The 26,314-nt window shown below is 45.1% G+C and carries 19 protein-coding genes and 1 pseudogene; 7 read left to right on the forward strand and 13 right to left on the reverse strand.

Annotated features, from left to right (window positions below):
* Window positions 1–5: 5 nt before the first annotated feature.
* The 4 genes from fabV to mrdA all read left to right on the forward strand — a co-directional run bounded on the left by fabV (window position 6) and on the right by mrdA (window position 7,298).
* The gene (gene fabV / locus QUF19_RS24935; protein WP_286300749.1) at window positions 6–1,205 is read left to right on the forward strand and encodes an enoyl-ACP reductase FabV; all 1,200 of its coding nucleotides are present in this window, start codon (window positions 6–8) and stop codon (window positions 1,203–1,205) included.
* Between the two features lie 179 nt (window positions 1,206–1,384).
* Complete coding sequence (locus QUF19_RS24940; RefSeq protein WP_286300752.1) at window positions 1,385–3,292, forward strand: bifunctional diguanylate cyclase/phosphodiesterase; 1,908 nt, start codon at window positions 1,385–1,387, stop codon at window positions 3,290–3,292.
* Window positions 3,293–3,411: 119 nt separating this feature from the next.
* Window positions 3,412–5,091 carry an ABC-ATPase domain-containing protein gene (locus QUF19_RS24945; protein ID WP_286300754.1) on the forward strand — a complete coding sequence of 560 codons (1,680 nt, stop codon included), beginning with the start codon at window positions 3,412–3,414 and terminating at the stop codon, window positions 5,089–5,091.
* Window positions 5,092–5,399: 308 nt separating this feature from the next.
* Complete coding sequence (gene mrdA / locus QUF19_RS24950) at window positions 5,400–7,298, forward strand: penicillin-binding protein 2 (RefSeq protein ID WP_286300755.1); 1,899 nt, start codon at window positions 5,400–5,402, stop codon at window positions 7,296–7,298.
* A 115-nt stretch (window positions 7,299–7,413) separates the two neighbouring features.
* On the opposite strand, the gene QUF19_RS24955 is transcribed toward mrdA, so the two are convergent.
* Both QUF19_RS24955 and QUF19_RS24960 read right to left on the reverse strand, forming a co-directional pair.
* Complete coding sequence (locus QUF19_RS24955; protein WP_286300757.1) at window positions 7,414–8,049, reverse strand: DNA-J related domain-containing protein; 636 nt, start codon at window positions 8,047–8,049, stop codon at window positions 7,414–7,416.
* 177 nt (window positions 8,050–8,226) lie between these two features.
* Window positions 8,227–9,066, reverse strand: a complete 840-nt coding sequence (locus QUF19_RS24960) for an isopenicillin N synthase family dioxygenase (protein WP_286300759.1) — start codon at window positions 9,064–9,066, stop codon at window positions 8,227–8,229.
* A 200-nt stretch (window positions 9,067–9,266) separates the two neighbouring features.
* Here QUF19_RS24960 and QUF19_RS24965 point away from each other — a divergent pair.
* Window positions 9,267–9,779 (forward strand): annotated as a pseudogene (locus QUF19_RS24965) (DUF2238 domain-containing protein); the annotation flags it as partial.
* A gap of 1,120 nt (window positions 9,780–10,899) precedes the next feature.
* Here the strand turns inward: QUF19_RS24965 and QUF19_RS24970 are convergent.
* Window positions 10,900–11,607: a hypothetical protein gene (locus QUF19_RS24970; RefSeq protein ID WP_286300761.1), complete on the reverse strand. Its 708-nt coding sequence runs from the start codon at window positions 11,605–11,607 to the stop codon at window positions 10,900–10,902.
* A gap of 717 nt (window positions 11,608–12,324) precedes the next feature.
* Between QUF19_RS24970 and QUF19_RS24975 the strand changes: the two genes are divergently transcribed.
* Window positions 12,325–15,081, forward strand: a complete 2,757-nt coding sequence (locus QUF19_RS24975; RefSeq protein WP_286300762.1) for a restriction endonuclease — start codon at window positions 12,325–12,327, stop codon at window positions 15,079–15,081.
* 143 nt (window positions 15,082–15,224) lie between these two features.
* On the opposite strand, the gene QUF19_RS24980 is transcribed toward QUF19_RS24975, so the two are convergent.
* Genes QUF19_RS24980 through QUF19_RS24995 form a run of 4 tightly spaced genes read right to left on the reverse strand, consistent with a single transcriptional unit; the run spans window position 15,225 to window position 17,221 of the window.
* Complete coding sequence (locus tag QUF19_RS24980; protein ID WP_286300764.1) at window positions 15,225–15,677, reverse strand: hypothetical protein; 453 nt, start codon at window positions 15,675–15,677, stop codon at window positions 15,225–15,227.
* A gap of 47 nt (window positions 15,678–15,724) precedes the next feature.
* The gene (locus QUF19_RS24985) at window positions 15,725–15,913 is read right to left on the reverse strand and encodes a hypothetical protein (RefSeq protein WP_286300766.1); all 189 of its coding nucleotides are present in this window, start codon (window positions 15,911–15,913) and stop codon (window positions 15,725–15,727) included.
* Between the two features lie 17 nt (window positions 15,914–15,930).
* A complete protein-coding gene (locus QUF19_RS24990; protein ID WP_286300769.1) occupies window positions 15,931–16,707 on the reverse strand; it encodes a hypothetical protein in 777 nt (258 codons plus the stop codon).
* Window positions 16,694–17,221, reverse strand: a complete 528-nt coding sequence (locus QUF19_RS24995; protein ID WP_286300771.1) for a hypothetical protein — start codon at window positions 17,219–17,221, stop codon at window positions 16,694–16,696. Before QUF19_RS24995 ends, QUF19_RS24990 begins: the two co-directional genes overlap by 14 nt.
* 136 nt (window positions 17,222–17,357) lie before the next feature.
* Between QUF19_RS24995 and QUF19_RS25000 the strand changes: the two genes are divergently transcribed.
* Window positions 17,358–18,023 carry a hypothetical protein gene (locus QUF19_RS25000; protein ID WP_286300773.1) on the forward strand — a complete coding sequence of 222 codons (666 nt, stop codon included), beginning with the start codon at window positions 17,358–17,360 and terminating at the stop codon, window positions 18,021–18,023.
* A 537-nt stretch (window positions 18,024–18,560) separates the two neighbouring features.
* On the opposite strand, the gene QUF19_RS25005 is transcribed toward QUF19_RS25000, so the two are convergent.
* The 6 genes from QUF19_RS25005 to QUF19_RS25030 all read right to left on the reverse strand — a co-directional run bounded on the left by QUF19_RS25005 (window position 18,561) and on the right by QUF19_RS25030 (window position 26,289).
* Complete coding sequence (locus tag QUF19_RS25005; protein ID WP_286300774.1) at window positions 18,561–18,755, reverse strand: hypothetical protein; 195 nt, start codon at window positions 18,753–18,755, stop codon at window positions 18,561–18,563.
* A 141-nt stretch (window positions 18,756–18,896) separates the two neighbouring features.
* Complete coding sequence (locus QUF19_RS25010) at window positions 18,897–19,082, reverse strand: hypothetical protein (protein ID WP_286300776.1); 186 nt, start codon at window positions 19,080–19,082, stop codon at window positions 18,897–18,899.
* A 2-nt stretch (window positions 19,083–19,084) separates the two neighbouring features.
* The gene (locus QUF19_RS25015) at window positions 19,085–19,387 is read right to left on the reverse strand and encodes a hypothetical protein (RefSeq protein WP_286300778.1); all 303 of its coding nucleotides are present in this window, start codon (window positions 19,385–19,387) and stop codon (window positions 19,085–19,087) included.
* Window positions 19,388–19,530: 143 nt separating this feature from the next.
* Complete coding sequence (locus QUF19_RS25020) at window positions 19,531–24,150, reverse strand: hypothetical protein (RefSeq protein ID WP_286300780.1); 4,620 nt, start codon at window positions 24,148–24,150, stop codon at window positions 19,531–19,533.
* Window positions 24,150–24,380 carry a hypothetical protein gene (locus tag QUF19_RS25025; RefSeq protein WP_286300782.1) on the reverse strand — a complete coding sequence of 77 codons (231 nt, stop codon included), beginning with the start codon at window positions 24,378–24,380 and terminating at the stop codon, window positions 24,150–24,152. Before QUF19_RS25025 ends, QUF19_RS25020 begins: the two co-directional genes overlap by 1 nt.
* A 331-nt stretch (window positions 24,381–24,711) precedes the next feature.
* Window positions 24,712–26,289: a recombinase family protein gene (locus QUF19_RS25030; protein WP_286300784.1), complete on the reverse strand. Its 1,578-nt coding sequence runs from the start codon at window positions 26,287–26,289 to the stop codon at window positions 24,712–24,714.
* Window positions 26,290–26,314 lie beyond the last annotated feature (25 nt).

Consider the following 26,314-nt stretch of genomic DNA (forward strand, 5'->3'; position numbering starts at 1 on the left):
TATTTATGCTGATCGAACCTATTATCAAGGGTGTGGTAGCCAAAAGCGCTCACCCTATTGGCTGTCAAGAAGCCGTAAAGCAACAGATCAAATTTGTTAAGAGTGCGCCGCAAATCAAAGATGGCCCTAAACGAGTCCTGATCATCGGCGCATCCTCTGGCTTCGGCCTTGCCGCTCGTATCGCCCTTACCTTTGGCGGTGCAAAAGCTGACACCATCGGCGTCTCATTCGAGCGCGGTCCTAATGAAAAATCCTTAGGCAGTGCTGGTTGGTACAACAACATTTACTTCAGAAAAGAAGCCGAACGAGAGCAGCGTACTGCGATCAACATCGTTGGCGATGCCTTTTCACAAGAAACACGCTCACAAGTTGTCGAAGCCATCGAAACTTACTTCGAAGGTGAAGTGGATCTGATTATCTACAGCTTAGCCGCTGGTGTTAGACCAAAACCTGATTCTGAAGAGTTCTGGCGTTCTGCGATCAAGCCAATCGGTGAAAGCGTCACTGGTGCGACTATATCTCTTGAGCACGATCATTGGGTAACCAACACGCTTGAAGCAGCAACCGAAGAAGAAGCTGAAAGCACACTCAAAGTCATGGGTGGCGAAGACTGGGAAAACTGGATAGATGAGCTGATCAACGCTGAATCTATTGCTCCAGGCTGTAAAACCATCGCATTTTCTTACGTTGGTCCAGAAGTGACGCACCCTATCTACTTAGACGGTACTTTAGGACGCGCTAAGATCGACCTTCATCAAACCAGCCATGCGCTGAATCTTGAGCTAGCCAACTTCGGCGGTAATGCTTACGCGACCGTGTGTAAGGCATTGGTAACCAAAGCGAGTGTATTCATTCCGGGTTTAAGCCCCTACTTACTTGCTTTATATAAAGTGATGAAAGAGAAAGAAACCCACGAAGGTTGTATCGAACAGATGCAGCGCTTGTTTAGCTGCAAACTGTATGGTCAGGAAAAAGTGCCACTTGATGGTGAACGACTAGTACGAATGGACGAATGGGAACTCGACCCCGAAACCCAAGCTCACGTGACTGAGTTGCTTGAAGCGATGGACGAAAACAACTTCCAATCCATCGGCGACTATCAAGGTTTTAAAGAAGAGTTTTTACAGTTGAACGGGTTTGCTCAACCATCGGTAGACTATAACCAGAAACTTAACACTCAAGATTTTATAAAGTTAAAGCCTTAATCGAAACTTATCTCATTACTGAGACCCGGATTCACATTTGAAAACCTCTGCAAAATTGCAGAGGTTTTTTTCTGCAACTTTTCTTATACTTAATTAACGTAATATTCACAGGCTATTTGGTTTCATCATAATTAACACAGGATGTGTTGATGCATTAAGCATAATTGACTCGGAGTCATATGAAGAAAATTAAAACTCTAGATTTAGACATCCCAGACGACATGAAATCCGGTTGGCAAAATATTGTCGACTTGCTGGCTCAGATCACTCAAGTTCCAGCCGCTCTCATCATGCGTGTCCATAGTAACTCCATCGAAGTTTTTTCAACCAGCCGTAGCGAAAATAATCCCTATGCCCAAGGCGACTCAGAAACATTAGGCAATGGGTTGTACTGCGAGAGCGTCATGGAATCTCAGCAACATCTCGTTGTTCCTAACGCCTTGGCTGATCCCGAGTGGGAAGATAACCCTGATATCAAACTGGGTTTGGTCTCGTATTGTGGTATTCCGTTACTTTGGCCGAATGGCGAGTTGTTCGGTACGATCTGCATCTTAGACTCTAAAGAAAACCACTACACGCCTACCTATATCAAGTTACTCGAAAGCTTTCGTACTTCAATCGAGTCTCAACTCAAGACTTTGTTTCAGCACGCGAAATTGACTCAGATGAATGAAGAGTTAAAAAACCGCGTTTACACTCGAACGAAAGATCTTGCGAGCCTGAACTACTCACTCAACCAAGAGATTGATAAACGCAAAGCGGCTGAACAGAAAATCAATTTTCAGAAGAACCACGATCTTGGTACTGGCTTTTTGAATCGCAACGCATTTGAGTCTCGCTTAAACCAAAGGTTGTCTACACAGAATAGACTGACCGATTGTTCATACGCTGTCATTCATATCGGTTTTACCAATGGTCGACGTATCCAAGCACGTTACGGTTATAACGCATTAGACCAAGTGCTGGTTGAATACCGTCAGCGAATCGAAAGCATCTCCGATGTTGAAGTGTTCACGGCGCGCCCTACTTCTGTCGATCTCGTATTGGCGTTCAGCGTTAAGGATTTACAACATCGCCTCGAGGAATTGTGCAAGAGCTTGGTTAATGTTGGTCATTCAGAGTTCGCCATAGATAATGACAAGGTTCATTTGCATGCATTTATTGGCATTGCGATAACTGACAACGAAGACGATGCTGAAAGTGCGCTCCAGAAATCGTCAGAAGCGATGCTTGCCTGTAAAGACTCGGGGCAAAAATTTGCTTATTACTCTCAGTCACATACCGAAGAGCAAAGTCACCTGAACAAGATCGAAGGTTATTTGTTACACGCCGTTCGTAATGATGACTTGATGCTCTATTTCCAGCCGAAAGTCTGCCCGCTCACTCATCGATGGGTTGGCGCAGAAGCACTGTTACGCTGGAGGCACCCAGTTCTTGGTGATATCTCTAATGAAACCTTGATTCACATGGCAGAACAGAATGGTTTGATCTTCGAGGTTGGTAGCTTTGTATTGCGTAACGCGATTGAAAAAGCCAAAGAGTGGTCGCAATACGTTGATGATTTCAAAATGGCTGTCAATGTGTCTGCCGTTCAACTCAAGAACGTACATTTTGCCGAGCAGGTTATCCACCTCCTAGAAACCTATCACCTTGAACCGCACTTTTTAGAACTTGAGGTCACTGAAAGCGGTCTTATTGCTGACGAAGTGGTTGCTAAGAACACCTTGGAATCTCTGCATGATATCGGTGTTACATTGTCACTTGATGACTTCGGTACGGGCTATGCCTCATTTAGCTACCTTAAGAAATTCCCATTTGACGCGATCAAAATCGATAAGAGCTTTGTCGACCAAATGTTGAACTCAAGTGAAGACAAAGAGATTGTTCGTTCTATTGTTCAAATTGCTAAAAAGCTCGACTTAAAAGTCACCATCGAAGGCATTGAATCAGAAGTTCAGGAGCAATTCATCGTTGAGGAAGGTTGCGATGTTGGACAAGGTTACCTCTACGGTAAGCCGATGCCCGGGCAAGAATTCGAACACAGCTTAGTCAATCAAAACTATTTGGGGTCAACCCGTTACGCTTAAAGCGAAAAAGAGCAGTTTGTTTTGGATTTAGGTCTACTTTCTCTTTACTCTAAAGGTGGTGATTTTTATAATCGCCGCCTTTCTGTTTTTATCTTCCCTTTATATAGGCATTCCTCGTTATGGATCAGTTGACTGCAAAGCTTAAAAAGCTCGAAAAACAAAACTTCCGCGCATATCAACAAATTAAAGGTCAATACGACTTTGCTGATTTCGAATTACACATCGACCACGTTCAAGGTGACCCGTACGCATCTTCTTCACGTTTTCGCGCAACACGCGCTTGGTCGTTAACAGGGTTAGGTTGGCTGAAAGAAAAGTCTTACGAATACCAAGTAGCAGCTCGTGATTTTATTGCACGTAGCTTCTCTGAATTTGCTAAGCAAGAAGCGACCGTGTCTATCGCATTAACGGGTCAAACTGTTTTGGATAACACCGCTGTGGTTTTCACCGAGCACGGTATCGAAATCCGCTTTCGTATCAACCTACCTGCCGATGGTCGTAGTATTCTTGCAAAGAAAGCAATCAACATCATTACGTTCTATTTACCTAAGTTTATTCGTCGTGCAACGCTTGAACGCGAACTTAACATTGAAGCGATGATTAAGCATTGTGAAGCTGTTGAAGACCAAGACGCTTTACGCGCTCAATTGGAAGAAAACAACCTAGCGGCATTCGTAGCAAATGGCAGCATATTACCTCGTATCGCAGGTAACTGTGATTTACCAATGAAAGGCGCGGTTCCTTTCCTAGCACCAGAGTCTTTGAGTGTTACCTTAAACACCCCAAACCAAGGTGATGTAACTGGTTTAGGCATTCCTAAAGGTATTACACTGATCGTTGGTGGTGGTTTCCATGGTAAATCTACACTATTGAACGCTGTTGAACGTTCTATCTACAACCATATTCCTGGCGATGGTCGTGAAGGCATCGTGACGGCTACTGATACGATGAAGATCCGCGCGGAAGATGGCCGATGTGTACATAACCTGAATCTTTCAAACTACATCAACCATTTACCGATGCAGAAAGACACGTCTGATTTCAGCACACAAGATGCATCAGGTTCTACATCGCAAGCGGCTTGGCTACAAGAATCTATTGAAGCAGGTGTACAAACGCTCCTTATCGATGAAGACACGTCAGCGACTAACTTCATGATTCGTGACGAGCGTATGCAAGCGCTAGTATCGAAAGGGGCTGAGCCTATCACTCCACTTGTTGACCGTATTGGCCAACTTCGCGAAGAGATGGACATCTCGACTATCGTGGTAATGGGTGGTTCTGGCGATTACTTAGATGTGGCTGACACTGTGATTCAAATGCACGACTACCAAGCGGTAGACGTAACTGAAAAAGCACAAGAAGTCATTGCTCAACACCCTACTCAGCGAACTAACGAATGTGAGACGGCATTAGAGACGTTTGTTCCTCGCTCGTTAAACCGCGCAGCACTGATGAACATTCTTACTGACGGTAAATTCCGAGTTAACGCGAAAGGCAAAGAGTCACTGCGTTTTGGTAAGGAATTCGCAGACCTTTCTGCATTAGAGCAGTTAGAGTCAACTTCAGAAGTGAACGCGATTGGTTGGGCTTGGTTCCAGTTTGCACAAACTCCAGGCTGGTCAAACAACCCCGCTAAAGAGTTTAGCGCTATCTTAAGCGATGAGTGGCACGTGAACATGCCAAACTACGGTGACTTGGCGAAGCCAAGAGTATTAGATGTAATGGCTGCACTAAACCGTATGCGTAAATCTCAGTTCAAACCTTCGAACTCGAACTCGAACTCGAACTCGAACTAATATCTTGCGTTAAGTTAACCTTATCTCGTACTACGGCTCTCATTTATGAGGGCCGTTTTTTTTGAGCTTGAATCTACCTCGAACTTGTATTCTCAATACACGTATTCCGAATACAAATAATTCAATTACTTGATTCTTAATTAATAGATTATCAACACGTTGAATGCTGAGCAGTCTTACATTCGCCATACGTTGATTTATCTCTGAAATACCAAGAATCATGACACAGCTTTTACAAAGCCCTAGTGATATTCGGATAAAGTCCCGACACCACGAAGTGTAACTAAATGTAAAAGCCTGAGGTTTTGATGAACCACAAACGCGTAAAAATGCGTGATCATAAAAGTGAAGTAAACCTGTTTCGAAATCGAGTCATCGTTGCGTTTGTAGGGATCATGGTCTTCACCCTCGTTTTAATCGGAAACCTATACAGGCTCCAAGTTCAAGACTTCAAAAGTTATCAAACTCGAGCTGACGGCAACCGAATCAAGGTACTCCCTATCGCTCCAACGCGTGGGCTGATCTACGATCGCAATGGCGTATTACTCGCTGAAAACCAACTCATCTTTGATTTAATCATGATTCCTGAGAAAACGGATGACGTTGATACCATGCTCAGCAAGCTCAACAAATTCATCCCTCTTGATGATGAACAAATCGAGCGTTTCAAAAAGCGTTATCACAATACACGTCGTTTTAAGCCAGTGACCATTTTGGAAGATCTGAGCGAAGAAGAGATCGCCAAGTTTTCAGTTCAACAATACCAATTTCCAGGTTTATCCATCGATACCAACCTCAAGCGTTTTTACCCAAGTGGCGAGATACTTACCCACGTCTTAGGGTATGTCGCGCATATCAACGACAGTGACTTGAGAAAGCTTGATGAACAAGACAAAGAATCGAATTATCAAGCAACAACGGTTATCGGTAAGCTTGGTGTCGAACGATATTACGAAGACATACTTCATGGCACAAAAGGCTATCAAGAAGTTGAGGTAAACAGTCGCGGCCGTATTGTCAGAACCATTAAATATGTACCGCCAGTCGCAGGCAAAGACATTGTCCTGAACATCGACATTGAGCTGCAAAAATACGTGTTCGACCAACTCGATAACCGAACTGGCAGCGCTGTGATTCTTGATCCTAAAGATAACAGTGTATTAGCAATGGCATCGAGCCCTAGCTATGACCCAAATCTGTTCGTGGACGGCATTTCGAGTAAAAACTATCAGACGTTATTGAATGATCCTGCTCACCCATTGGTAAATAGAACAACTTTAGGCGTTTACCCGCCCGCTTCGACCGTCAAACCATTTATGGCCGTTGCTGGTCTGCAAGAACATGTTATCTCTGAGCATACCATTCGTGATGATCATGGCTCATGGCAGATTCCCGGTTCTAAACCTAACTCCAAAGCGTGGCGAGATTGGAAACGTTGGGGTCACGGACCAGTTGATGTTACACAAGCAATTGAAGAATCAGTGGATTCATTCTTCTATCAAACGGCCTTTGATTTAGGTATCGACCGCATTTCAACGTGGATGAACCGTTTTGGTTTTGGTAAGCCGACAGGCATCGATATCTACGAAGAAAGCAACGCCAACATGCCAACTCGTGATTGGAAAATGATGCGCTACCGTACGCCATGGTATCAAGGTGACACCGTGCCGATTGGTATCGGACAAGGCTATTGGACATCGACTCCATTGCAACTTGCCAAAGCAACATCTGTATTGGTGAATCACGGTAAAGTAATGCCTCCACACATTCTAAGGGCAACGTTAGATCATGGAGAAGATTTCGATACGCAAACGCTCGTTGAGCCTAAGCAGATGACATCGATTGAAGAAGTGCCCGATGAGATTTGGGATGTACCAATCAATGCGATGAGACTGGTAAATAACGGTAGTAGAGGCAGTGGTCGAAGAGCCTTTAAAGGTGCTGATTATGTGAGCGGTGGTAAATCAGGTACAGCGCAAGTATTCGACTTAGCGAAAGATCAGGTTTACAACTCGAAGAAGTTAGCACGTCACCTACTCGACCACGCGCTTTATACCGCGTTTGCACCTTATGATAATCCTGAATACGTTGCGACAGTGGTTATTGAGCACGGTAACGGTGGTTCAAAAGTTGGTGCGCCATACATTCGTAAGGTACTCGATTACGCATTTGAGCATAAAAGTGGAGTGAGTAAAGACAACTCATAGCTCATTACTTATGGCTTATTAGTAGCAATAAACACAAAGCCCCACTAATCACATATGGGGCTTTCTTATTTCTTCTGAGATCTTAGTAAATCAAGTGAGCTAAGTTTGAGAATTGTTATCTGCGCAACACATGCCATGCCTCGCACAATGTCTGAAACTTAGCTGTGTTGCCTTCATCCCTATCGGGGTGCCAACGTAGCGCAAGTCGTCGCCATCGTTTGCGAATCTCTTGTTGAGTCGAATCAAATGGCAACTCAAATAAACTGAGTGCATGGCTTCTGTCCATGTCCGTTTCACTGCCACCGACAAACTTCTTGTATCGAGTCCAAAACTCATTCAACAGCCTTTTGACTTCGCCCTCATCCGCTTCATAGTTGAGCCAGTTGATGTAGTAGTCACGTAATGGATCTTGAAGGTCGATGGTATGAGTGCTGCCATGATAACGACCGCTCATCAGTTCAATGTCCATGGCTTGAACCTGCAACCAACTGTCTGGATACAAGGTCTCTTGCAATTGATAGAGCGCATTCATGATTAAGAAGTTTTTCTTAAACAGCTCTTTTTCAGGTACGGGATCTAACACAGGCACCAAACCGAGATCATTAAGGTGTGCTGCCAAGGTATGCACTTTCCATCCACTTGGCTTTTGCTTAAGCACTTCCATAATTGGCCAAAGTAACGGATTTTCCATATGTGTTTGGAAATTAGGGCTAATATCCTGATGACTTGGTGATTCTGGGTTGTCTAACATAATAAAGTAGGCCCGTTGCCATATGCATTTGAGTGTCTTATTAATTGAAAGCGATTTACGCCAGTTTGTCGAGTTTCAAATCAAATAAACATCAATCCGTTGCACCAGATACACAAAAGGCCAGCATTACGCTAGCCTTCAAGAATATACAGTTTAACTGATATAAGCTTTAACTGATTAGATAACGCCAAGCTCTCTTAGACGTTCCATTAGGTATTCATTTGCCGTGTACTTTTCAGACAGAACCACTTCTGGTTTCGGGTGAAGGAAAAGAGGCAAAGAAATTCGAGACTTTTCTTGGCGAGCACCTGATGGGTTGATTACACGGTGAGTCGTTGATGGGAAGTAACCACCAGACGCTTCTTGCAGCATGTCACCGATGTTGATGATCATGTTGCCGAAGTCACATGGCACATCAATCCACTCATCATTCTGAGATTTAACTTGAAGGCCAGGCTCGTTAGCTGCAGGCAGAACCGTTAGAAGGTTAATGTCTTCATGAGCTGCAGCGCGGATCGCACCTGGTTCTTCATCACCTTGCATTGGTGGGTAGTGAAGAACGCGAAGCAGTGTTTGTTCGCTGCCATTAATCATTTCAGAAAGCGCGATTGAGAACTTCTCTTGTACTTCTTTTGGCGCATGCGCTTCAACCCAACCTAGCAGCTCTTGAGCAAAAGCATTAGCACGTTGGTAGTAATCTAGAATCTGTTCTTTTAGCTGTTCAGGAATCTGACCCCAAGGGTATACGTGAAAGTACTCTTTGATGTCTTTTACAGTGTGGCCCTTTGCAACTTCAGACACTGAAGGTGGAAAATATCCATCTTGTGTTTCAACATTGAAGTGGAAGTTCTCTTTCTCTTCAGAAATGAAGAACTGGTACCAGTTCTCGTAAATTGACTCAACAAGCTCTTTTGGGATCGGGTGATTCTTAAGAACACCAAAACCCGTTTCACGTAGAGAGCGAACAAATTGTTCTGCTGCGTCGTCAGCAAGGTAATCGACAGTTTCCAGTTTCATGACTTTTCTTTCTTGTTATGTAGTGATGCAACGATTTTAAGGATCGCTTTGTTGTAAATCAAACTTTTGTGAAACTCTCGCAACCGTTTGTCTAGATACTGGGCGATAACGCTAGTTTTCAACAAATATGGTGATTAGAGCACAATTGAACACTGTTCATTATTGTGTAACTATACATGAAACTAATACAGGATCTGATGATGACAATTACGCCACTTGCTCAAAATAGACCTCTACTCTCACTAACTGCTGTCTATCTTGTTATCTTTCTCTTTTCAGCCTTTGCTCCGTCTTCAAGAGCCGTTTGGATCGCTGAGATTATCCCTGCTCTCGGTATTCTTGTCGGGATATGGTGGCTATCCACCAAACTGACCTTTTCAAAGACGGCTTACGTTTTAATGTTCATCTGGTTGGTTCTGCATACGATTGGCGCTAAGTACACCTTCGCTGAAGTCCCCTTTGATTGGTTTAATAACCTGATTGGATCTGAGCGCAATAACTTTGACCGTGTCGCGCATTTCTCTATTGGTCTTTATGCCTATCCACTCGCTGAATATTTAATTCGTAAGAAACTGGCTCAACCAGTGTTGGCTTGTTTCTTTGCTCTATTTGCCATCATGAGTGTTGCAGCAGGTTATGAGATTATTGAGTGGTGGTACGCGGAGGTTGCAGGTGGTGATGAAGGTATCGCATTCCTTGGTTCACAAGGTGAGCCTTAGTTATCACTACAGAAAAAACAACCAAGTCTGCATAACCATTCACCCTTTACCGCACCTTTAATTCTCGCCTAACCGACTGAAATAACTGAACAATCAGCACTCATTGCCAAAAATTAATCATGAATTTGCTCGTATTACCCTTTACGGGAGAAACATAAAAAGGAAATGATACCGAGGCTGACAAGCGCATCGCGCTTGGCAGGCGAATATCTTTCTGGAGGGGGCGGCGCGGGACACGCAAAATTGCGAAGCAATTTTGTGGGTAGCCGTTCCCTCCACCTTTTTTGTTTCCCCGTAAAGGGCAAAGCGCGTTATTAATTTTTGGTGTTCACCAAACTCATAGCACACATCAAGTAACCTAGACACTTGAACCTATGTCCTGTGATCTTGGCTAACCAATACAGGCTAACTGTTCATCTATCCTCGCCCTGCTCGGTCTACTCACTATTGCCGAACAATTCACTGGCTCACGCCGAGGATGGTAAAGGAAGAACTAAGCGGGGGCATACGAAAAACAGTTCTTTTTTAAAGCAACACGGAGCCGAACGCCTCGCATACTTCTCTCCCTTATCAGCTTGCTGATTTAGGGAGAGTAAGCGAGGAAAGCATTCGCGTGATTGCGTTACACCTCGTCAGCCCTTGTCAGCTTGCTGACTTAGGGATGCGTGGAAGTAAAGTAATTGCGTGAAGCGTCAGGAGGGCGGAGAGGAAGCGCAGAAAAAAGAAGGGTGTATTTCCGTATGACTTTAGCTTCGTTCGTAGATGCCAATCCGTGAGGCATCAAAGAATCCATAATCTTCCCTAGAAGATTATGGAATTAAGAGTGGGAGCGGGAGGCTTGCCCTCCCCGAGCACTCTTAACCTCTCACAGAGCACACGTCATTCACTGCACTCACAGCGTGTGCTCACCTCTCACGTCAGGGCTGCCGCGAACAGACTTCCCCGCCGATTTACCGTTTGTTAGTTAGACACACCCTAACCGTAGGTCACATACTTATGGTCGGCTCGCGCCGTGGCACGGTGTTGAGGGTTCATACGCTTTGCCGCATGTTCGGCGTCATTTAAGACTGTGGGTTACTTGGTGAGTGTCGGTGTTTATCCTGCCGACTACAGCTTAATGCACTGTAGCGTATAGGCTACTCGCGTCTGCTTGCAGTGCTACGTACTTGTGCTTCTCGTTTGATGTGCTCAAGCGCCCTTTAGCTCTCATGTCTTGGTAGTTGTGGTATCGACGCCAATCTGCTGTCGACATCTGTCCTGTACCTAAACATCGAACACATATTGCTTTGGCAACCGTTCCTTTCCACACACCAGAACCTTCGCAAGATGGACAAGCTGAGTAAGGTTCGATCACCTCACGGGCTTCATAGTTCTTATCCGCTAGTATCTTCGACCACTTAACCATGTCACGGCGTATCTCAGGTGTTGGAGGAACTCGTGTTAACTCTCTGTATGAGCGGTAACGTTTCTTTGTTCTTGTCGCTTGTTTGACGACATTAGCTCCCAACTCAGGCGTTAAACCTTTGTACTTGCCGCGACGGTGCTGTTGATAGCGATCCTCGGCTTCGTAATAGGTACTCTGTGCCACTTCCACTTCTTCTGGTGTCATCGGCTCGTCGTAATCTTCTGGCGTTGGGTTATCGACCAACTTGTTAAGCATTTGGCGATTGAACTCGCCTGTTTCGGTGTTAACAACTTCGATGTCTCGTAAATCGTTAACGATAGACGAGTACAGCGTTGGGGCTGTTTTTCTCTTTGTCGGCTTCGTATTAAGCCCCTTGTACGTGAGTTTCGTTGTTAACTCTATGGTTAAGAGTTTCATGGTGTCCTCCTGTCGATGGTTCGTTATTCACTTAATGACAGCTACAAAAAAGCCCCGTCATTTCTGGCGAGGCTTTCACTGAATTATCCACTGGTTACATATCGTGAGCCCTTTTCGAAGAACGGTTTTTAAGCCGCTTTTTGACCACGTTTGCACTTCTTTGGCTTTGTAATTAAAGACAACAACTTGGCTTTGGTCTGTATGTCTACGATATAGAATATCCAGTACGGGTTCGCTTGTGATGAGTTGCAGTCTTGGGCTAAATCTCTTCATTGTTTTTTACTCCTATGCAGTTAGCTAAGTGTTTCTTCTAGGTTCACGGGAGTAGGTTCATCAGATTCAAATCCTAATTACTCACTTCGAAACCAAAAAGAAACAGGCACACGTCTGTCAGAACGACGCATACATAACCTCACAGGCTCTCTGCCCTCTAATCACTAGAACCACTTCGCTTGCGATTAACGTCCCACAAAAGAAAAAGGGACTTTTCCTGTGGGCTACAGAAAAAGTCCCTTCAAATAAAAAGCAAACAGGCCGGGGGTTGCTTTAAAAGAAAAGTTGCTCAGAAAATTTTTTAAAAAAACCTAGCCCCTCTTATAGTTCAGTGATCAATTTCACATAAAACATATGCAGTTCGTATCATCCATGATCTATATCTAGGTATCACCCCATCTCTAACTGTATGATCGGCTGCAAATTTTTCCCCATTGGTTGTGTATGAAAATAGAAGTTGTATGTAAGAAAGGTGAAGCCCAAAAGGTAAAAGGCGACCTATTCGAGAACTTGGCATCGGATTTACTAAACGCGCAGAACTATGAAGTTACCGAAGAAGTTCGAGTTACAGGTTCGGAGCTTGATTTACTTTGCAAGCATCGTGTTAGCAACAAAGAAATCTACGTCGAATGTAAAGCGCAGAAAGACAAGATTGGCTCACCTATAATCACCAAGTTAATCGGTACGGTTGTCGCACATGATTATCAAGAGGGGTGGTTAGTATCTACAGCGGAGTTTGGCAAAGATGCACTCGGACTTGCAGACAAAATAAAGAGCAAGCCAATCGCTGAATCATCTAAGTACAGCTTCTATACTCCAGATAGAGTCGTAGACTCTCTGATCTCTGCCGGAGTTATTGTTAGGTTCCCGACAGAAAAAGCGGAAGCATTCGCAGGGGTTGATAACCTAGGTAGTACAACTCTACTAATCTCGGAACTTGGTCGCTTTTGGTGCGTTTACACTTTGAAAGGAGGCTCTCCAAGCGGTGTTTTAGTATATAGCGCAAAAACGGGATTACACATCACGGACACAGATACACTAACAAATATTTCGAAGTTAGATTCTACACTAGCAAAGTATGACCTATTCGTAGGCGAGGTTAAGGCTCTAAATAAAATAAGCTTAACTAAACCACAGAAATTACCGTCAGTCGTAGAAGTTCAGATTGGTGACTCATGGGATGACTATCGCCCTGCTCGTCCTAAAGACTTCGTAGGTCGCGATGAACTCCAAAAGAACATTCTTTCATTTCTTGGTTCGATAAGAGATAAGGAGTCGTCGACTCGAATATTTGCGATAACAGGTAACTCGGGACTCGGTAAAAGTTCATTGATTGCGAAATTACGAGATCGCGCAAAGAATAAACACTACAAGAACAAATACTATGTGTTCGCCGTAGATATTCGTGGCGCAAAATCTCCGAACTACATCAACGCTGCCCTACTTAAAGCTCTAAAAGAAGCACAGAACTTTGGTGTGGGTGACAAAATAGAATTAAAACTGAGTGACCCAGACGCACCGCTCTCATCAGATAGCATCCAAACTTATTTGGAGTCAGTCGAGAAGCAAGACAAAGTGATTTGTTTGGTGTTTGATCAGTTCGAAGAACTCTATTCAAAACCAGAATTATTTAGTGTGTTTGAATCAGCGAAAAGCTTAATGCTTGAGGTAGCAGCACTGAAAGGTAACCTAGCTCTGGGTTTTGCATGGAAAACCGATAGTACGACTCAGCAAGACCACCCGGCATACCATATGTGGCATGAGTTGAAAGACTTGCGCCGTGAATATAGGTTAGAGATCTTCGATAGTGGTGAGGTGTCTAAATCTATCACTACATTCGAAAAAGAGTTCGACCAAAAAATCACACCAGATATTCGACACCAGATCACTTATGCATGTCAGGGTTTCCCTTGGTTGCTTAAAAAGCTATGCATTAACTTACGAGAAAGCTACAAGCGCGGTTCTAGTGCTGACGTATCTTTAGCTGACTTAGATGTTGCTAGATTGTTCGCTAATGACTTAGAACAATTGTCTCAATCAGAACGCACTTGTTTGGATATTATTGCTGACAGAGCACCTGCGGATTGGAGTGAGATCATTGAGCTGTCTAGTGTCGCCGATGTAAATCAACTCGTTCACAAAAGAATGATTATTCGAAGCGGCGACCGTCTAAACATCTACTGGGATATTTTTAAAGATTACCTAATTACAGGTAAAGTACCATTTATCCCTTACAACTATACTCCTACCTCAGATTTTTTCGCGCTAATGAGTCTTGCGCGCGAGCTAAAGTTTGATTGCTTCACTAGTTCAAACGATCTGGTTGAGAAGTTACAAAAAACTGAGAAGACAATACTAAACGTCGGCTCTGACTTGGTTATGTTCGGTATTGCAGAAAGAAATGGTTCTAATTTCAAGTTACACTCTCAAGTTACAGAGCTTACTGACTTTAACTGTTTAACTATCATCCGACGTAAACTTGCACGTCATAGTTTTAAACTATCTCTATACAAGCAGTTTGCGGGTCAGGTGGTTAATCACAAGCAACTGCTTGACACCTTTAAAGCCTCAATGCCGAAAACAGGTCATAGTGACAATACATGGTCTGTATATAGTCGTAGGCTAACCAAATATCTCCAGTTAACAGGTTTCTTAGTTCAAACTGGACAAGACTACACCATTCAAGATTCCGCTGTCGCAGCTGTTTCTACCGAACAATTCAAAGTTAGGCACAAAGGCAAACAACGAAGCAAAGTGTTTTCTTCTACAGTATCCCCGCATAGAGCGATGCAAACATTTAAAGCTTTCCAAGCCAGCGGCAACTTCATAGAGCTAGAAAACCAAGGTCACCGAAATCAGTTGTCAGTTCTCAAACGATTCGAGTTAATTGTGCTCAATGACGCAGGTTCTTATGCCATCAACCATGCTCTTATTGATAAGCATGGCGGTGATGTGGAGGCACTTTGGATCGCAGCTAAAAATGAACCTGCTGTCCAGAAGTGTATTGAATACTTGTCTAACGACCTCTCTCTAAATGGCGCTAAAGTTGGTGAATTGATTGCAAACGATTTTGGGCTTACTTGGAAAGAAGGAAGTAGGAAGCGCGGCGGTAACAGTATTCGTCAATGGTCTCTGTGGGTAAAACAAGGTATTGAAGACAGTAGTATCCCGTCACTACCCGGCAGAAACAGCAAATCTTAGCATTTTAAGTGACAGCGTTATAATCTACCGCATGAACTACGGTGTCGTTTCGATGATAACGTGGTTGTAGAAAAGCCTCGGCAACAGATTTGGTGCCGAGGCTTTTTGTTTATGTGACCTATAGCACTAAGCATAAAATCCATTTAACTTGTTCGTTTGTAATCTTCGGGGTTCAGGATAATCTCGCGACCACCGATTGAGTTTCCGAGTGCTGCCAGTAATTCTTCTTCGGTTTGAGCGAGTACATCCCGTTTAGATGTGATAGTAACCTCTTGTTTCTCAGGTGCAGCTAAACCGTGTAACTTAACCATACTATCCACCGCTTTGATCATCTCGGTAGCATTCACAGCCATAGCATACGCGTTGTTATAGAGTGCTTGGGCGTCACCTCTAGTGAATTTATCCGGTTTAGCCTGAACTATCGCGGTGTTTGCGGTTTTTGCTTCTGCTACGGAGTCGAGCATAGCCACTATATCCGGTCTGCGTTCTAGCAGTAAGACGGCAGACTCAGACTCAACCCCTGCTGCATCCCCTGCCTGCCGTGGCGACTGACCTGCCGAACGCTGCACCACGTACATAAGTTCTTGTTGGGACATCGTAGGATTAATGCCACTACTCATCGCTTTGATTTGTTCGTAGTTCATTAGTGAGTTCCTCGTTTGAATAGCTCGTATGCTCTGGCGTCTAACGCATTGGCTAATGGTTCAGCATCGGGTAGTGTCGTCAGCCCTAGCACTATTGCGCGGAATGTTTCGTTGTCCCACACACAGTCGCCGTGTTCGGCAACTAAATCGTTTAACGCCCTACCAATGGACTCGTAGAAATCAGTCATTAGTTGCCACCTTATGGTTACTGGTTTATCCATGCTTCCACTAGAGCTTCGGGTAATAGTGCTAGGGTTTGCTCGGCACACCCGCGAGTCATCCACTCATCGTATGTTGGACGGTACAAACCTTTAACGTTGAAACCAACCGAATTAGACACACTTCCTGCGTTACCGAATCCGTCAGGGTTAGCCGTTCGCTCTGCGCGTGCGGTGTACTCCAATTCGCGGGTAGCTTTACGTACTGCATCGACAATTCGTTCGGTTCGGTCGTGTTCACTGGTAGCTTTACCACCCATCAACCACGCCAGTTCGATAAGTGACACTAACTCAGGGTTAGTTAGTGCATCTGTTGCTGTCTGTACGTTACGTTCGTGCAGGGCTGCTGCTTGTTGTCGTTGCTGTTTTTCGGCTTCTGCTGCTCGCTCGGCTTCACGTTCACGTACTTGTTGCTGCTCGGCTAACCACTCAGCTTCGATGTGTTCGAATAACGCTTTACCTGCTGTAGTCATAACTGGCGAGAATGTCGCTGCAAGCAGTGTGTCGCTAATGGACTTAGCCACTGTGACTTCGTTACCTAGCTCGTTTAGCAGTGACTCGGCGTTTACTTGTCCGAGAACAAACGAACCAAGGGTCGTTAGTTCGAAACCATCTGCGCCCTGTCGTGCGCTGATTGGTAGCAAGGTGTCCAACAGTACAGACGGTGCTACGGTTAAACCCATCTGTAACGTTAGGTCATAGGCTGTAGCTAGTGATTTAGAGCCACCGTTGAATAGCTTCGGTAATAATTTATTTACTGTCATCGCTTAGTGCCTCTGCGTTTTTGATGAGTTTGTTTAGTTGTCGTTCGCTTAACTTTTTTACGTCTTGAGGTGCTTCTACTTCTGGCAGAATTGCGACTTTTTGGAATTGCAGACCAAGTAGCCTAACTATCCCCTCTGTCGCTTTGATCATCACCCCTGACTTACCATCTAGCAGTGCAAGTCGGTAACACTCTTGGTAATACTCGAAGGCTGCACGTTCATCGAAACTCAGCTCTCTTCGTAACTTGCCTTGAAGGTCTTCTTTTAGCTTTTTGTATAGTTCTGTTCCGCGCGCTCTAGATGCTGCGGATTCTGCATTACGTATCCCGTTAGGGGCAGTTGTTGAGTAACCTGCGCCGATGGCGTTGTCACGTAATGAGACGTCCCCTTGTAAGGTGTCCAGTATTACAAGTCTTGCAACACGCCCGCGTCTACTTGGTGCTTCGGGTAGTTCTGGAATCATTTCTTCTGTACCGTCTGCGTAGACGATTTTTGTTGCTGCGTTTACCGTCATATCGCCCTCTAGCGCTTTGCTTTTATCGTGTCATTTTGACTCATTTTACACCTAAAAAGAGCGTCAACAAAGTGTCAACGAGCTCTATCTCTTATATAATGAGTCATAATGACACGACGAAAGAGTGGATGGATTTATGAGTGATACAAAACCTGCGTTCAAGATGGACGGTAGTGCCGAAGATCGAGCGGCTTACCAGAGACATGTTGAAGACCAAGCATTCCTAGCAGCGGATAACAGTAACGTGGCATATGACGCAGATATGCGTGACCACCAACGCGAATTGGAGGCAGCACAACGCCGTAAAGAGGAAGAAGAACGCGCGAACTTCGATAAAGAAGTACAAACTCGCGTGGATTCTGAGTTAGCTGTTCGTGAGATGAGCCCAGTAGCGGAAAGGCTTGCGAAGGATTACCCGGTACTTAATCATGAACACAAGGACTTCGACCAAGGACTTACGGACGAGGTTATCGCGATGCGTAACATAGAAGTTAGAGTGCATGGGAAGTCCTATGCTGATGCTCTAGAATCTGCGGCGAAAGTTGTCCTTACTAAACACGGGATGAGAAGTGATGGGTTCAAAACTCGTGCCGTGGCTCATAAACCAGTAACAAGTGTTGAGTCAGTAATGGCGCTAGATTTGGACGATGGTGATGCGATGGCGCGTGCTAGAGGCGACATATTGACTAATAGTGAGCCTGTGAAAATGGCTGAAAAGCCTAGGGGGCATGACTGGCAGTCGGCGGGTTTCGATAATAAAGAATCGTATCAAACGGCAATCGATCGTGGCGACTTCGTTTGATATGTAACTGAGTATTAACTACTTACTGGTTTTGAGCTTGTTTTAGCGTTTTTTAGGTTAGCGTATTGAATAATAGGTTTTTTAAAACAAGCAGCAAAAATAATTATGAACTATTTGAAAGTTAACACAGTGGCTCAGTACAGTGTACCAGCGCTAATTGCGGCTGTTCTGAGTGGTTGTTCAGCGGGGGGTATTGAGCGAAGTAACGACCATAATTCTAAATTCGCGCCAGTCAACGCTGTTGACTCAGGTATTATGTCGATATCTTACCTTAATCAAGGTGCATCAATAGTAACTAATGCTCGCCGAGAAGATGCGTTCGAAAAAATGTATAACGAATGTTCGGGTAAGTACGAGTTGATCGATGAGGGAGGCTCTACAACTACTGGTGCAACATATATCACCGAGACTAACACTGGAGCAGTAGCCTCAACGAGTAGCTACAATTATACTACGTTCTATTTTAGGTGTGTTAATTAGCTGATATCATCGAGTAATAAAAAGCCACCAACATTATGATTATGTCAGTGGCTTTTATTACTGTGTAAGTTCATATAAAGCCTGATTCAACTCGTCAATCACCGGATGAGGCATTTCCTGATTGTCAGGTGCAAATTGCCGTTCGGTTTGTTCGAGGTGAACGATTTTAGCTTCAATTGCCAAAATCAATTGCTTACCTTTGAGGTAATCTAAGCCCAACGAGGCTAACACAGCGCGCATTTTAGTGGTCATAACTGTCACCTTTTAGTTTGTTTTCCCCAACAAGAACAAAAGGATAAATGACGTTTGCACCGAGCAATTATACCACGCGTACCCCACTAAGTAAGTAACAAACCAATCTATAGGTAAGACAGAAGAACTAAAGTACGATTACTAATTCGCTCTGAGAATAGCTGATTCAATACCATCTAACTTTCCACTAAGAATGTCGACGATAGTTTCACTCGATAGGTCATTGCCTATATAGGCGTGAATATCACTAATTAAGACAGTTCCATAGATCATAGTTGCAGCAATAATCGCGAGCAACATCACTTTGATGAGTTCTAAATATTTCATGGTTATCGGCACTGCTTATTATAAAGAAACTGTGCTGCCTCCTCTGGAGTCGATTTGGTTGCGATTGACATCGCTTTCGAATAACCCTCTGCAAATCCAAGGTTGTATGTAAATCTTTCTATTTGTGCGTCTTCAGGCGGAGCAATGCGTAACTCATGCTCAGGAAGTCCAGCTTGTTTAGCGAAAGTCATACAGTGGGTTTCGCTTACCCAGTCTGGTGCTTGTCCTGTTGTAAGCGCGGTTTCTGCGAAAGCTGAGATACTAAAAAGAGCACTCGTTGCAATTAATACATTAAGTTTGTTCACGTTATTATCAAAAGTATGGGAAGTCAGGCTCTTATTGTCTCCCACCAAACTCTAAAAATCGCTAAAACAACCTCAATGATGCGTCATATTAATCATTCGTTACATCATTGAGGTAAAGAGCTTTATTGAACTCCCTTGTCTGTTCAGACAGATAAAAGCATGTTTGGTGTCACCTTGTGCGCTTCGATGTCGGTGTAGGCTACGTTCTCTGAGCCTTTATCTACGTCCCCTGCTCGCTTGCTCAGGTCAACGTCAGCAGGTTTAACTAGGGTCGGTAGTAGGTAGACTACTGGCTGCCCTAGTGCTTCACGATTGGCGCGTTGTGCTTCGTGCTCCGCCTGTTCCGCTTGGATAGCTTTAAGTTCGTCTAGTGTGCTGTACTCTCTCAACTGCACATCGGTGATTGCCAGATTCAGACCATCATAATCTCGGTTATCTTTGATACGCGCGCGCTGTCTAGCGGTCGCTACAGTCATAAGTTGGCGTTGGTTGTTCATGGTTTTGATGCGGTTCACCATCACACGCTCGGCTTCCGGCGGTAAGTTAGGCTTAGAAATAATGCACTTTCTGTTAAATTTACTAATAATATTCGCAGAAAGTGCATTATTTGGGCGGTCGATTTCGCCCGAATTGTCCGAGTACGCCTCATCCAACCAAGCATTGAACTCGTCTGCGTCCATATTGCCACGGCTCATTACGTGACCGATGGACTTCATAACGTCTGCAACTACTCGCGTCACGCCCTCATCAGACGGTTTAGGCGTGCTTGGGCGAATCCAACTAGCAGGTGCAATACCAAGTGTTACAAGTTGCAGGCGGCTATCCCACATGAAAGCCACCAGCTCTTGAACCCAAGGTTGTGCGTGGTGCAGGAAGTAGCGGTCTTTCTTCTTAGTAGCCTTAGACACTTTTTTAAGGCGTTTGGCTTCCGTTTCTAGTCCGGTGTTCACCATAGTGTCTAGCTGCCTTAGCATAAGCCCACGCTCTAGCTCATAGCGTTTCATTTCTGGTGCTCGAACATCGTCAGCCGTAGGTAGTTCTACCTTACGTGTCCCGCTTAGAAGCTCTACGTTGTAGAGTGCTTTTCGGTACTTAGGGTTGAAGAAGTTCAGCACATGTTCTGTTTGTACTTCGTCTTCGATTGTCATGCCGTTGTAGTCACGGACAAACGCTTTACGGGCGGCCAGAACGTCCTCATACGAACAGTCGTCAGTGTTTACGTACTGGCGCGCTGTTATGTATTCAATGTCTTCTGCTTGGCAGATAGCGTTCACTAGAGCGTCAGTGATTTGTTTCGGGTCAGCTAGTACCAATTGCACATCTGAGTCTTCGCCGTGTTGCTTGTCTGTTGAAATCATCTGAGTAAGAACCTCTGTCGGTTGTTGTACTGCTTCTAGAGTGAAGCCCATCGTTTCTGCCACCGTACAAATGGACGATGCCTGTAGTGCTGTTAATCGGTTCAGACGGTCGATGCGGTCTGAGATAATTGCGCGGAATACTGGACTGCTATCGCGTGTTAGTTGTTGGTCGACATCTAGTGGTTTAGCTTCTGCACCTGCCGTGATGTACACCAAAATCTCATCTACGGTGCGAAGTCGTCTCATCATTTGTAAGGTACTAGGTGCAGGGATAACACCCGTAAACCATCCGTACATCGCTTTGAAGTGACCTCCGACTAGTGAGATTCCGCTATCAATCGCAGGTGAATATATAATGATGTCGTACAACTCAGCGTATTTATCCGGTTGCGCTGTGAAGTTTTTCATGTCAGTTTCCCACTGTTTAACTGACATACCGCACAGCTCAGTAGCAACGTCTACCTTTTCAGGCTTAGGACTCGTAATACACAACACACGCTCCGCAGGCACACCCATCTCGATAAACGAGCGTCTGAGATTCCAAACATGACTAACGCTGTCACAGGCAAGCATGAAGCGTCCATCCGCCTCACCGTCGACTACCATTTGCACTTGGGTATCGAGCATTTGGATCATCTTTGAGTCAGTACCGATAACACGCATCTTAGGTGGACTAAAGCGCACAGCTTCGTTAGGCATTTCGTACACTGAAACCGTTTCTTTCGGGATTATGGCTAGAGACTCAGCACTGCTGCTATGTAGGTTAACCAGTTGTCGCACATCCCTTTCACATAAACCTGCGTCCAGTAGTACGACTTTAGGAGCGCGAGTAAGCACCGCCAGTAGGTTGTTCATAATGGCTCTAGATTGGTTGCCCATTGTTTTGCGGTTGGTAAACGAGTCTAGTACCTGCGATGCTTCGTCGATGATTATCACATCCGCACCCATTACAAACTCATTGAACATGTTGTTGAATGCTGAGTTAATGCATACAGCTAGTCCTTTGAACATGTGGTGTGTATCGCTCTCTTGGATTGCTTGTCGCACCCACTTATCTTTATAGGACACAACAATGTTTGCCGACTCATCAACGGTGTTGTGGCTGCGCCAGTCGTCCATCGCCTCGTAATCAGCATCACTAATCTCAACACCCATTGAATCCGCGTGGTGTAGGTTACGCATCATCATGTCGGTTAGGTCGGTTGCTTCCTGTCCTTTAGAGAAACTCAGCGCGTTGTTGCGTGATAGTCGTTCACGATGCGTGATGATGACCACTCGTAGCCCTGCATCCATAAGTTCCTGCGCATGGGTCACCATTGCCTGTGTTTTACCTGATGCCATAGGTGCTTTAACAAACGTTACCTCGTTCTGCCCTAGGTCTTCTAGGTTGAACAATACCGGGTAGAAGCCCAAAATCCCCGTCACTGACCAGTCGTTATTGATAGGCGCGAGGTTAACCAACGAATGCACAGATTGCGCTTGCTGCTTAACAAAGTGTCTTAGTGTGGCGACTAGAAACGCTCGGTCTACTTGAGGCAGTTGTAGAGATAGGTGCAGTGCTAAGGTTTCGATACTTAGACCACCAGTGAACACGGTTTTACGTAGCGCATGACACACAGCATTCGCCACCGCATACGCTGCGTCTTCTTCCACTAGGACACCTTTGCGTGAGAGCTTGTTTAACTCGTTAGTCGCATCCGCCACATTTCGAGGCATCTTAGCTAGTTTAAAGTCAGCGTATCGTTCTGTATCCAACGCTAGTTTGTGCGTACCTGTAGGGATGTCTAGGTTGTCAGTGAAGTCTAACGCTACGTTCTTTAGTGTTGTGTACCCGTTCGACTTGTCTACCAAGGGGTATGCGGCATACTCATCCTTGTTACAACCGTGTAGCCATGCGTGCATGACAACGTGCGCTTGTTCCGGCTCTAGTAGGTTATAAATAGCAGACTGTATAGAACCGAGTACCGCGTCAGTTACCATAGCGGGGATAATATGGAATAGAGCGTTGAACACCTGTGGCTTGTTGAGCGCGACAAAGCGGATCGTAGCTTCTTCGGCTATTGCTGCTGACTCTATGTTACTCGCATCCTTAATCGCTGTGTCTTGCTTGGTATGTGTCTGACTGCGAGAAGTCACTGAACCTGATAGCTTGTTCTTTAGGGACTCTCGCATGGCATGACGTTCTTGGCTAAGGATATTCCAACTCTTACCACCAGAATACTTATACGTGCGTAAGGTCTTTGTTCTCGGATGTATTTCTAGGTTATCCGACACTTCATGAATAGAGTCGTAACACACAATCTTACCGTGGTAGTCACCGACCAAATCCAGCAAGTCACCTAGGCGAAACGTTGCGTCACGCTTGATACCTTTACGTTGTAGAGCTGCGTCTGACATAGTTTTAATTGTCACCAACAGGTCTTCCGTGACGACACCGTTCTCTAGGTTATTCATAAGCTTGTTAACGGTTGCCGTAGCTTGCTCTATTGTCATACCACTTGCGACATACTTAGATACTTTGTTCTCCATGTACGTAGCTCTCACCGCTGTTGCCGTCTCCGATAGTGCATCTTTAGCCTCACCAACCAACGCCATGTATTCTTCGTGTCTTACATCAGATTCAAATGCTACAGGTAGGACAACGCCGTCCCGAACATAACTCTGTGGAGCGTTTCGGGTGATACCGTCATACAACTTAGGGACAGCTTCAAAGGAGAAGCGCGAACAGTCACAAGCACTAGCATCGAACACCTGATTACGCTCAAGACGAGAACCGATAGATGACACCTTAATCTCACCGTAACCATGCCCCCACGCCGCGCGCTTTAGGTTCGTAACAAGGTCGGGGATACCTGCCAGTGAGTCGACAACATAGTATAAGTGCCAACCGTCAGCTTTGTGTTTCTCGCCCGTTGGGTAATAGATACCTGCCGATGAGGATGGTTTAGCTACGTAACCTGCACCGATGAAGTTAGGGCAGATGCCGCATAGCAACGCATGAATCTCATCGGCATTTAACGGTGTGTCGCCGTCATAGTCGACAAGTAGGAAGCCTTGTACATCAGGATACCCGATTAAACCCTCGCGCTTGGTACGTGCCAATTGGTTGCGTTTCAGGTTAGAATCACCTGTACGTATTTGCATTGGCTTGTTGTCATCCCACACAGAAACGACATCCGCAGAAAGTACACCGGAACATAACGTGTTGTTCTCTACTACAGCACGCAGTTCCTCCCACGATTTCACAGGGTTACGCTGCCACACACCGTTATTCACCGTAACTTTAGCAGTTGATTCGATACGACCATCCACCAAACGAAACTCTTTAGAGGCTGTCTGACGCGCCGCAGGGTTAATCGTTAGAACTTCGAAATTCAAAACGTTTTGGTTATTTAGCACTGGCATTACTTCACCTCTTGCACAGGCATAAACGCCAAGCGACCTTTGCCTAAGACGCGCGTTATGAAGTGAGTGTTGCGGCGGTTTTTGTTCATTGAGTACACACGTTTGCGTACGGTTGCAATATCGTGGTCTGTTGCAAGGTTTTCTAGAACCACGGCTTCACCTTGGGCTACACGCCAGATGATACCTGCAATTTCTAGTGTGTCGATGTCACGCGCTGTAATGAGTTTCATAGAGACTTCCTTTAAGATTGAGCACAGATACAACATGTATCTGTGTAATCTCCAACCAAGTCTCTATGTTGGCTTTTGGGGAACAGGAACGCGTGAATGACGGCTAATATCCTTCCCTTGGGAGAATTGTATTATACCTTTTTACGGTGGGTTTTCCCGTAGTTAAGGTTTAAATGGATCTGGGGAAAAGACCAATATCACATAGATTAAATCGATCAACAGCCCGATATCGATCGATTTTATCTATCGAGAACAATGTTCCATGCTTGGTACAGCAAGGTTACACCGTAACGTCAGCCATAAACAAGGTTAGTACAGCCATGACTTAACCTTACGCTTTATCGAGTGTTATCAGTCCTTGTTTGCCGCCAATCTCAAACGGGATAGCCTTAAATCGAGATACTATCCCTTCGAATGCAGCACTTTGCGCCCTTATTTCTAGGCTACGACCTGCTCCGTCTAGGTAAATCACACCGTGACGCTTGGTAAGTAACTCACTACTCCCATCTGCGTTGAATACCCATGACTCAAAACTGTTGCGGAATATCTGCGCCGCTTCACGCCTACTCGTCTCATCGGACAAATGTAGTTTGCGAACAGCACTCAACTGAATCAATGGTGCGGCTTGTACACCCTTAGCACTTGCTAGAGCTATCTCAGCCTGTTCTAAGTGTTGCGTGTTCTCTGTGACCTCTAACTCAAGTCGACTTAGTGCAGAAAATGCGGCTTCGGATGGGAACTTTACAGCCATATCGGATGCGGTAGCTAAACGCCCTCTAACATCTTTTAGACTTAATGCGGCATCTTGTACTGCTGCGGTTAACCGTTGCGTCTCGTCTTGTTCTACAGGTAGGTCACACAACACAGCGGCTAGGCTTTTAGCTACTGCGAACAAGTGACTTAGTTTGAACATCACATTCCCGCATTTATGCAAACGGCGATGTGAAGCACATTGCAAGTATTCGTAACGAACTCCCGCAGAACTCCGTGATGACGCATAGTGCATCGTCTCCGAACACTCGCCGCAGTGACAAAACCCTGTAAGTGGATTCGCAACCTTACCTACAGTTATTGATGCGCCTAGACTCTTAGATGACAATTGGTTTTTTGCCTTTAACCAATCCTCTCTAGTAACCACTACCGGGTAAACCTCGACCGCGTTCCCGTCGATGGTTTTGATACCTGTTACATTCTCATTTAATAGAACCTTGCGTACGGATGCGGATGACCACTTAGGAGAGCGACCGCTAAGTGTTGTTATCCCTTCATCGTTTAACTGCTTCGCTGTACTAGCCTGACCTAGACCGGAGAGATAAAGTTCGAATAGACGACGAACAGCATCGGCTTTATGGTTCAACTCGTAACCGCTAGGTGTAAAAGTAACCCATGATGCAGGGCGCGTAACTCTCGCGACTTCTCCATTCAGTAACCGGGTGTTCGCTGCTTTGATCGCATTTGTAGTTCGAACCGATTTAGCGTGACTCTCGCTCCATGCCCTTTCCTGCGTGACAAGGTAAGTAAGCATCGAGCCTAGGTCATTACGAGACTCTTTAGTGAAGACCTTACCGTCCATCAGCGTGACGATATTAATATCAGCACCTAGAATATTCATCCAAGTAGTTAGTGCGTCACCAATCGCCTGTCGGCTTAAACGGTCGATGTTCTCTACTAACAAGTAACTACCTGCGGGTATTACACCGGAACTAATAGCAGACAGCACTCCGGCGAATGCACCCTGTGATATGTGATCGCCTTTAAAAGCTGAATAGCCCTCATCGGTTATGACATCTAGCAATCGCCCGTCATTGGCAGCACACCACCTGTCAGCTAATAACTGCTGCCTCTCAAGGGATGAACCTTTGGATTGCTTTGATGTGGAGTACCTTCGGTATAGGTAGCAGTTTTTCATTATTTGTTCCTGTAAATTGGGGAGA

It is taken from the genome of Vibrio sp. FE10 (genome assembly GCF_030297155.1).
Lineage (GTDB): Bacteria > Pseudomonadota > Gammaproteobacteria > Enterobacterales > Vibrionaceae > Vibrio > Vibrio apostichopi.

Coding starts and splice junctions, on each gene's coding strand:
- QUF19_RS25010 (WP_286300776.1), bottom strand. CDS start 19,082: ATGAAATATTTAGAACTCATCAAAGTGATGTTGCTCGCGATTATTGCT.
- QUF19_RS24945 (WP_286300754.1), top strand. CDS start 3,412: ATGGATCAGTTGACTGCAAAGCTTAAAAAGCTCGAAAAACAAAACTTC.
- fabV (WP_286300749.1), top strand. CDS start 6: ATGCTGATCGAACCTATTATCAAGGGTGTGGTAGCCAAAAGCGCTCAC.
- QUF19_RS24995 (WP_286300771.1), bottom strand. CDS start 17,221: ATGACGGTAAACGCAGCAACAAAAATCGTCTACGCAGACGGTACAGAA.
- QUF19_RS24960 (WP_286300759.1), bottom strand. CDS start 9,066: ATGAAACTGGAAACTGTCGATTACCTTGCTGACGACGCAGCAGAACAA.
- QUF19_RS24940 (WP_286300752.1), top strand. CDS start 1,385: ATGAAGAAAATTAAAACTCTAGATTTAGACATCCCAGACGACATGAAA.
- QUF19_RS24955 (WP_286300757.1), bottom strand. CDS start 8,049: ATGTTAGACAACCCAGAATCACCAAGTCATCAGGATATTAGCCCTAAT.
- QUF19_RS25000 (WP_286300773.1), top strand. CDS start 17,358: ATGAGTGATACAAAACCTGCGTTCAAGATGGACGGTAGTGCCGAAGAT.
- QUF19_RS24990 (WP_286300769.1), bottom strand. CDS start 16,707: ATGACAGTAAATAAATTATTACCGAAGCTATTCAACGGTGGCTCTAAA.
- QUF19_RS24980 (WP_286300764.1), bottom strand. CDS start 15,677: ATGTCCCAACAAGAACTTATGTACGTGGTGCAGCGTTCGGCAGGTCAG.
- QUF19_RS24970 (WP_286300761.1), bottom strand. CDS start 11,607: ATGAAACTCTTAACCATAGAGTTAACAACGAAACTCACGTACAAGGGG.
- QUF19_RS25005 (WP_286300774.1), bottom strand. CDS start 18,755: ATGACCACTAAAATGCGCGCTGTGTTAGCCTCGTTGGGCTTAGATTAC.
- QUF19_RS25030 (WP_286300784.1), bottom strand. CDS start 26,289: ATGAAAAACTGCTACCTATACCGAAGGTACTCCACATCAAAGCAATCC.
- QUF19_RS25025 (WP_286300782.1), bottom strand. CDS start 24,380: ATGAAACTCATTACAGCGCGTGACATCGACACACTAGAAATTGCAGGT.
- mrdA (WP_286300755.1), top strand. CDS start 5,400: ATGAACCACAAACGCGTAAAAATGCGTGATCATAAAAGTGAAGTAAAC.
- QUF19_RS25020 (WP_286300780.1), bottom strand. CDS start 24,150: ATGCCAGTGCTAAATAACCAAAACGTTTTGAATTTCGAAGTTCTAACG.
- QUF19_RS24985 (WP_286300766.1), bottom strand. CDS start 15,913: ATGACTGATTTCTACGAGTCCATTGGTAGGGCGTTAAACGATTTAGTT.
- QUF19_RS24975 (WP_286300762.1), top strand. CDS start 12,325: ATGAAAATAGAAGTTGTATGTAAGAAAGGTGAAGCCCAAAAGGTAAAA.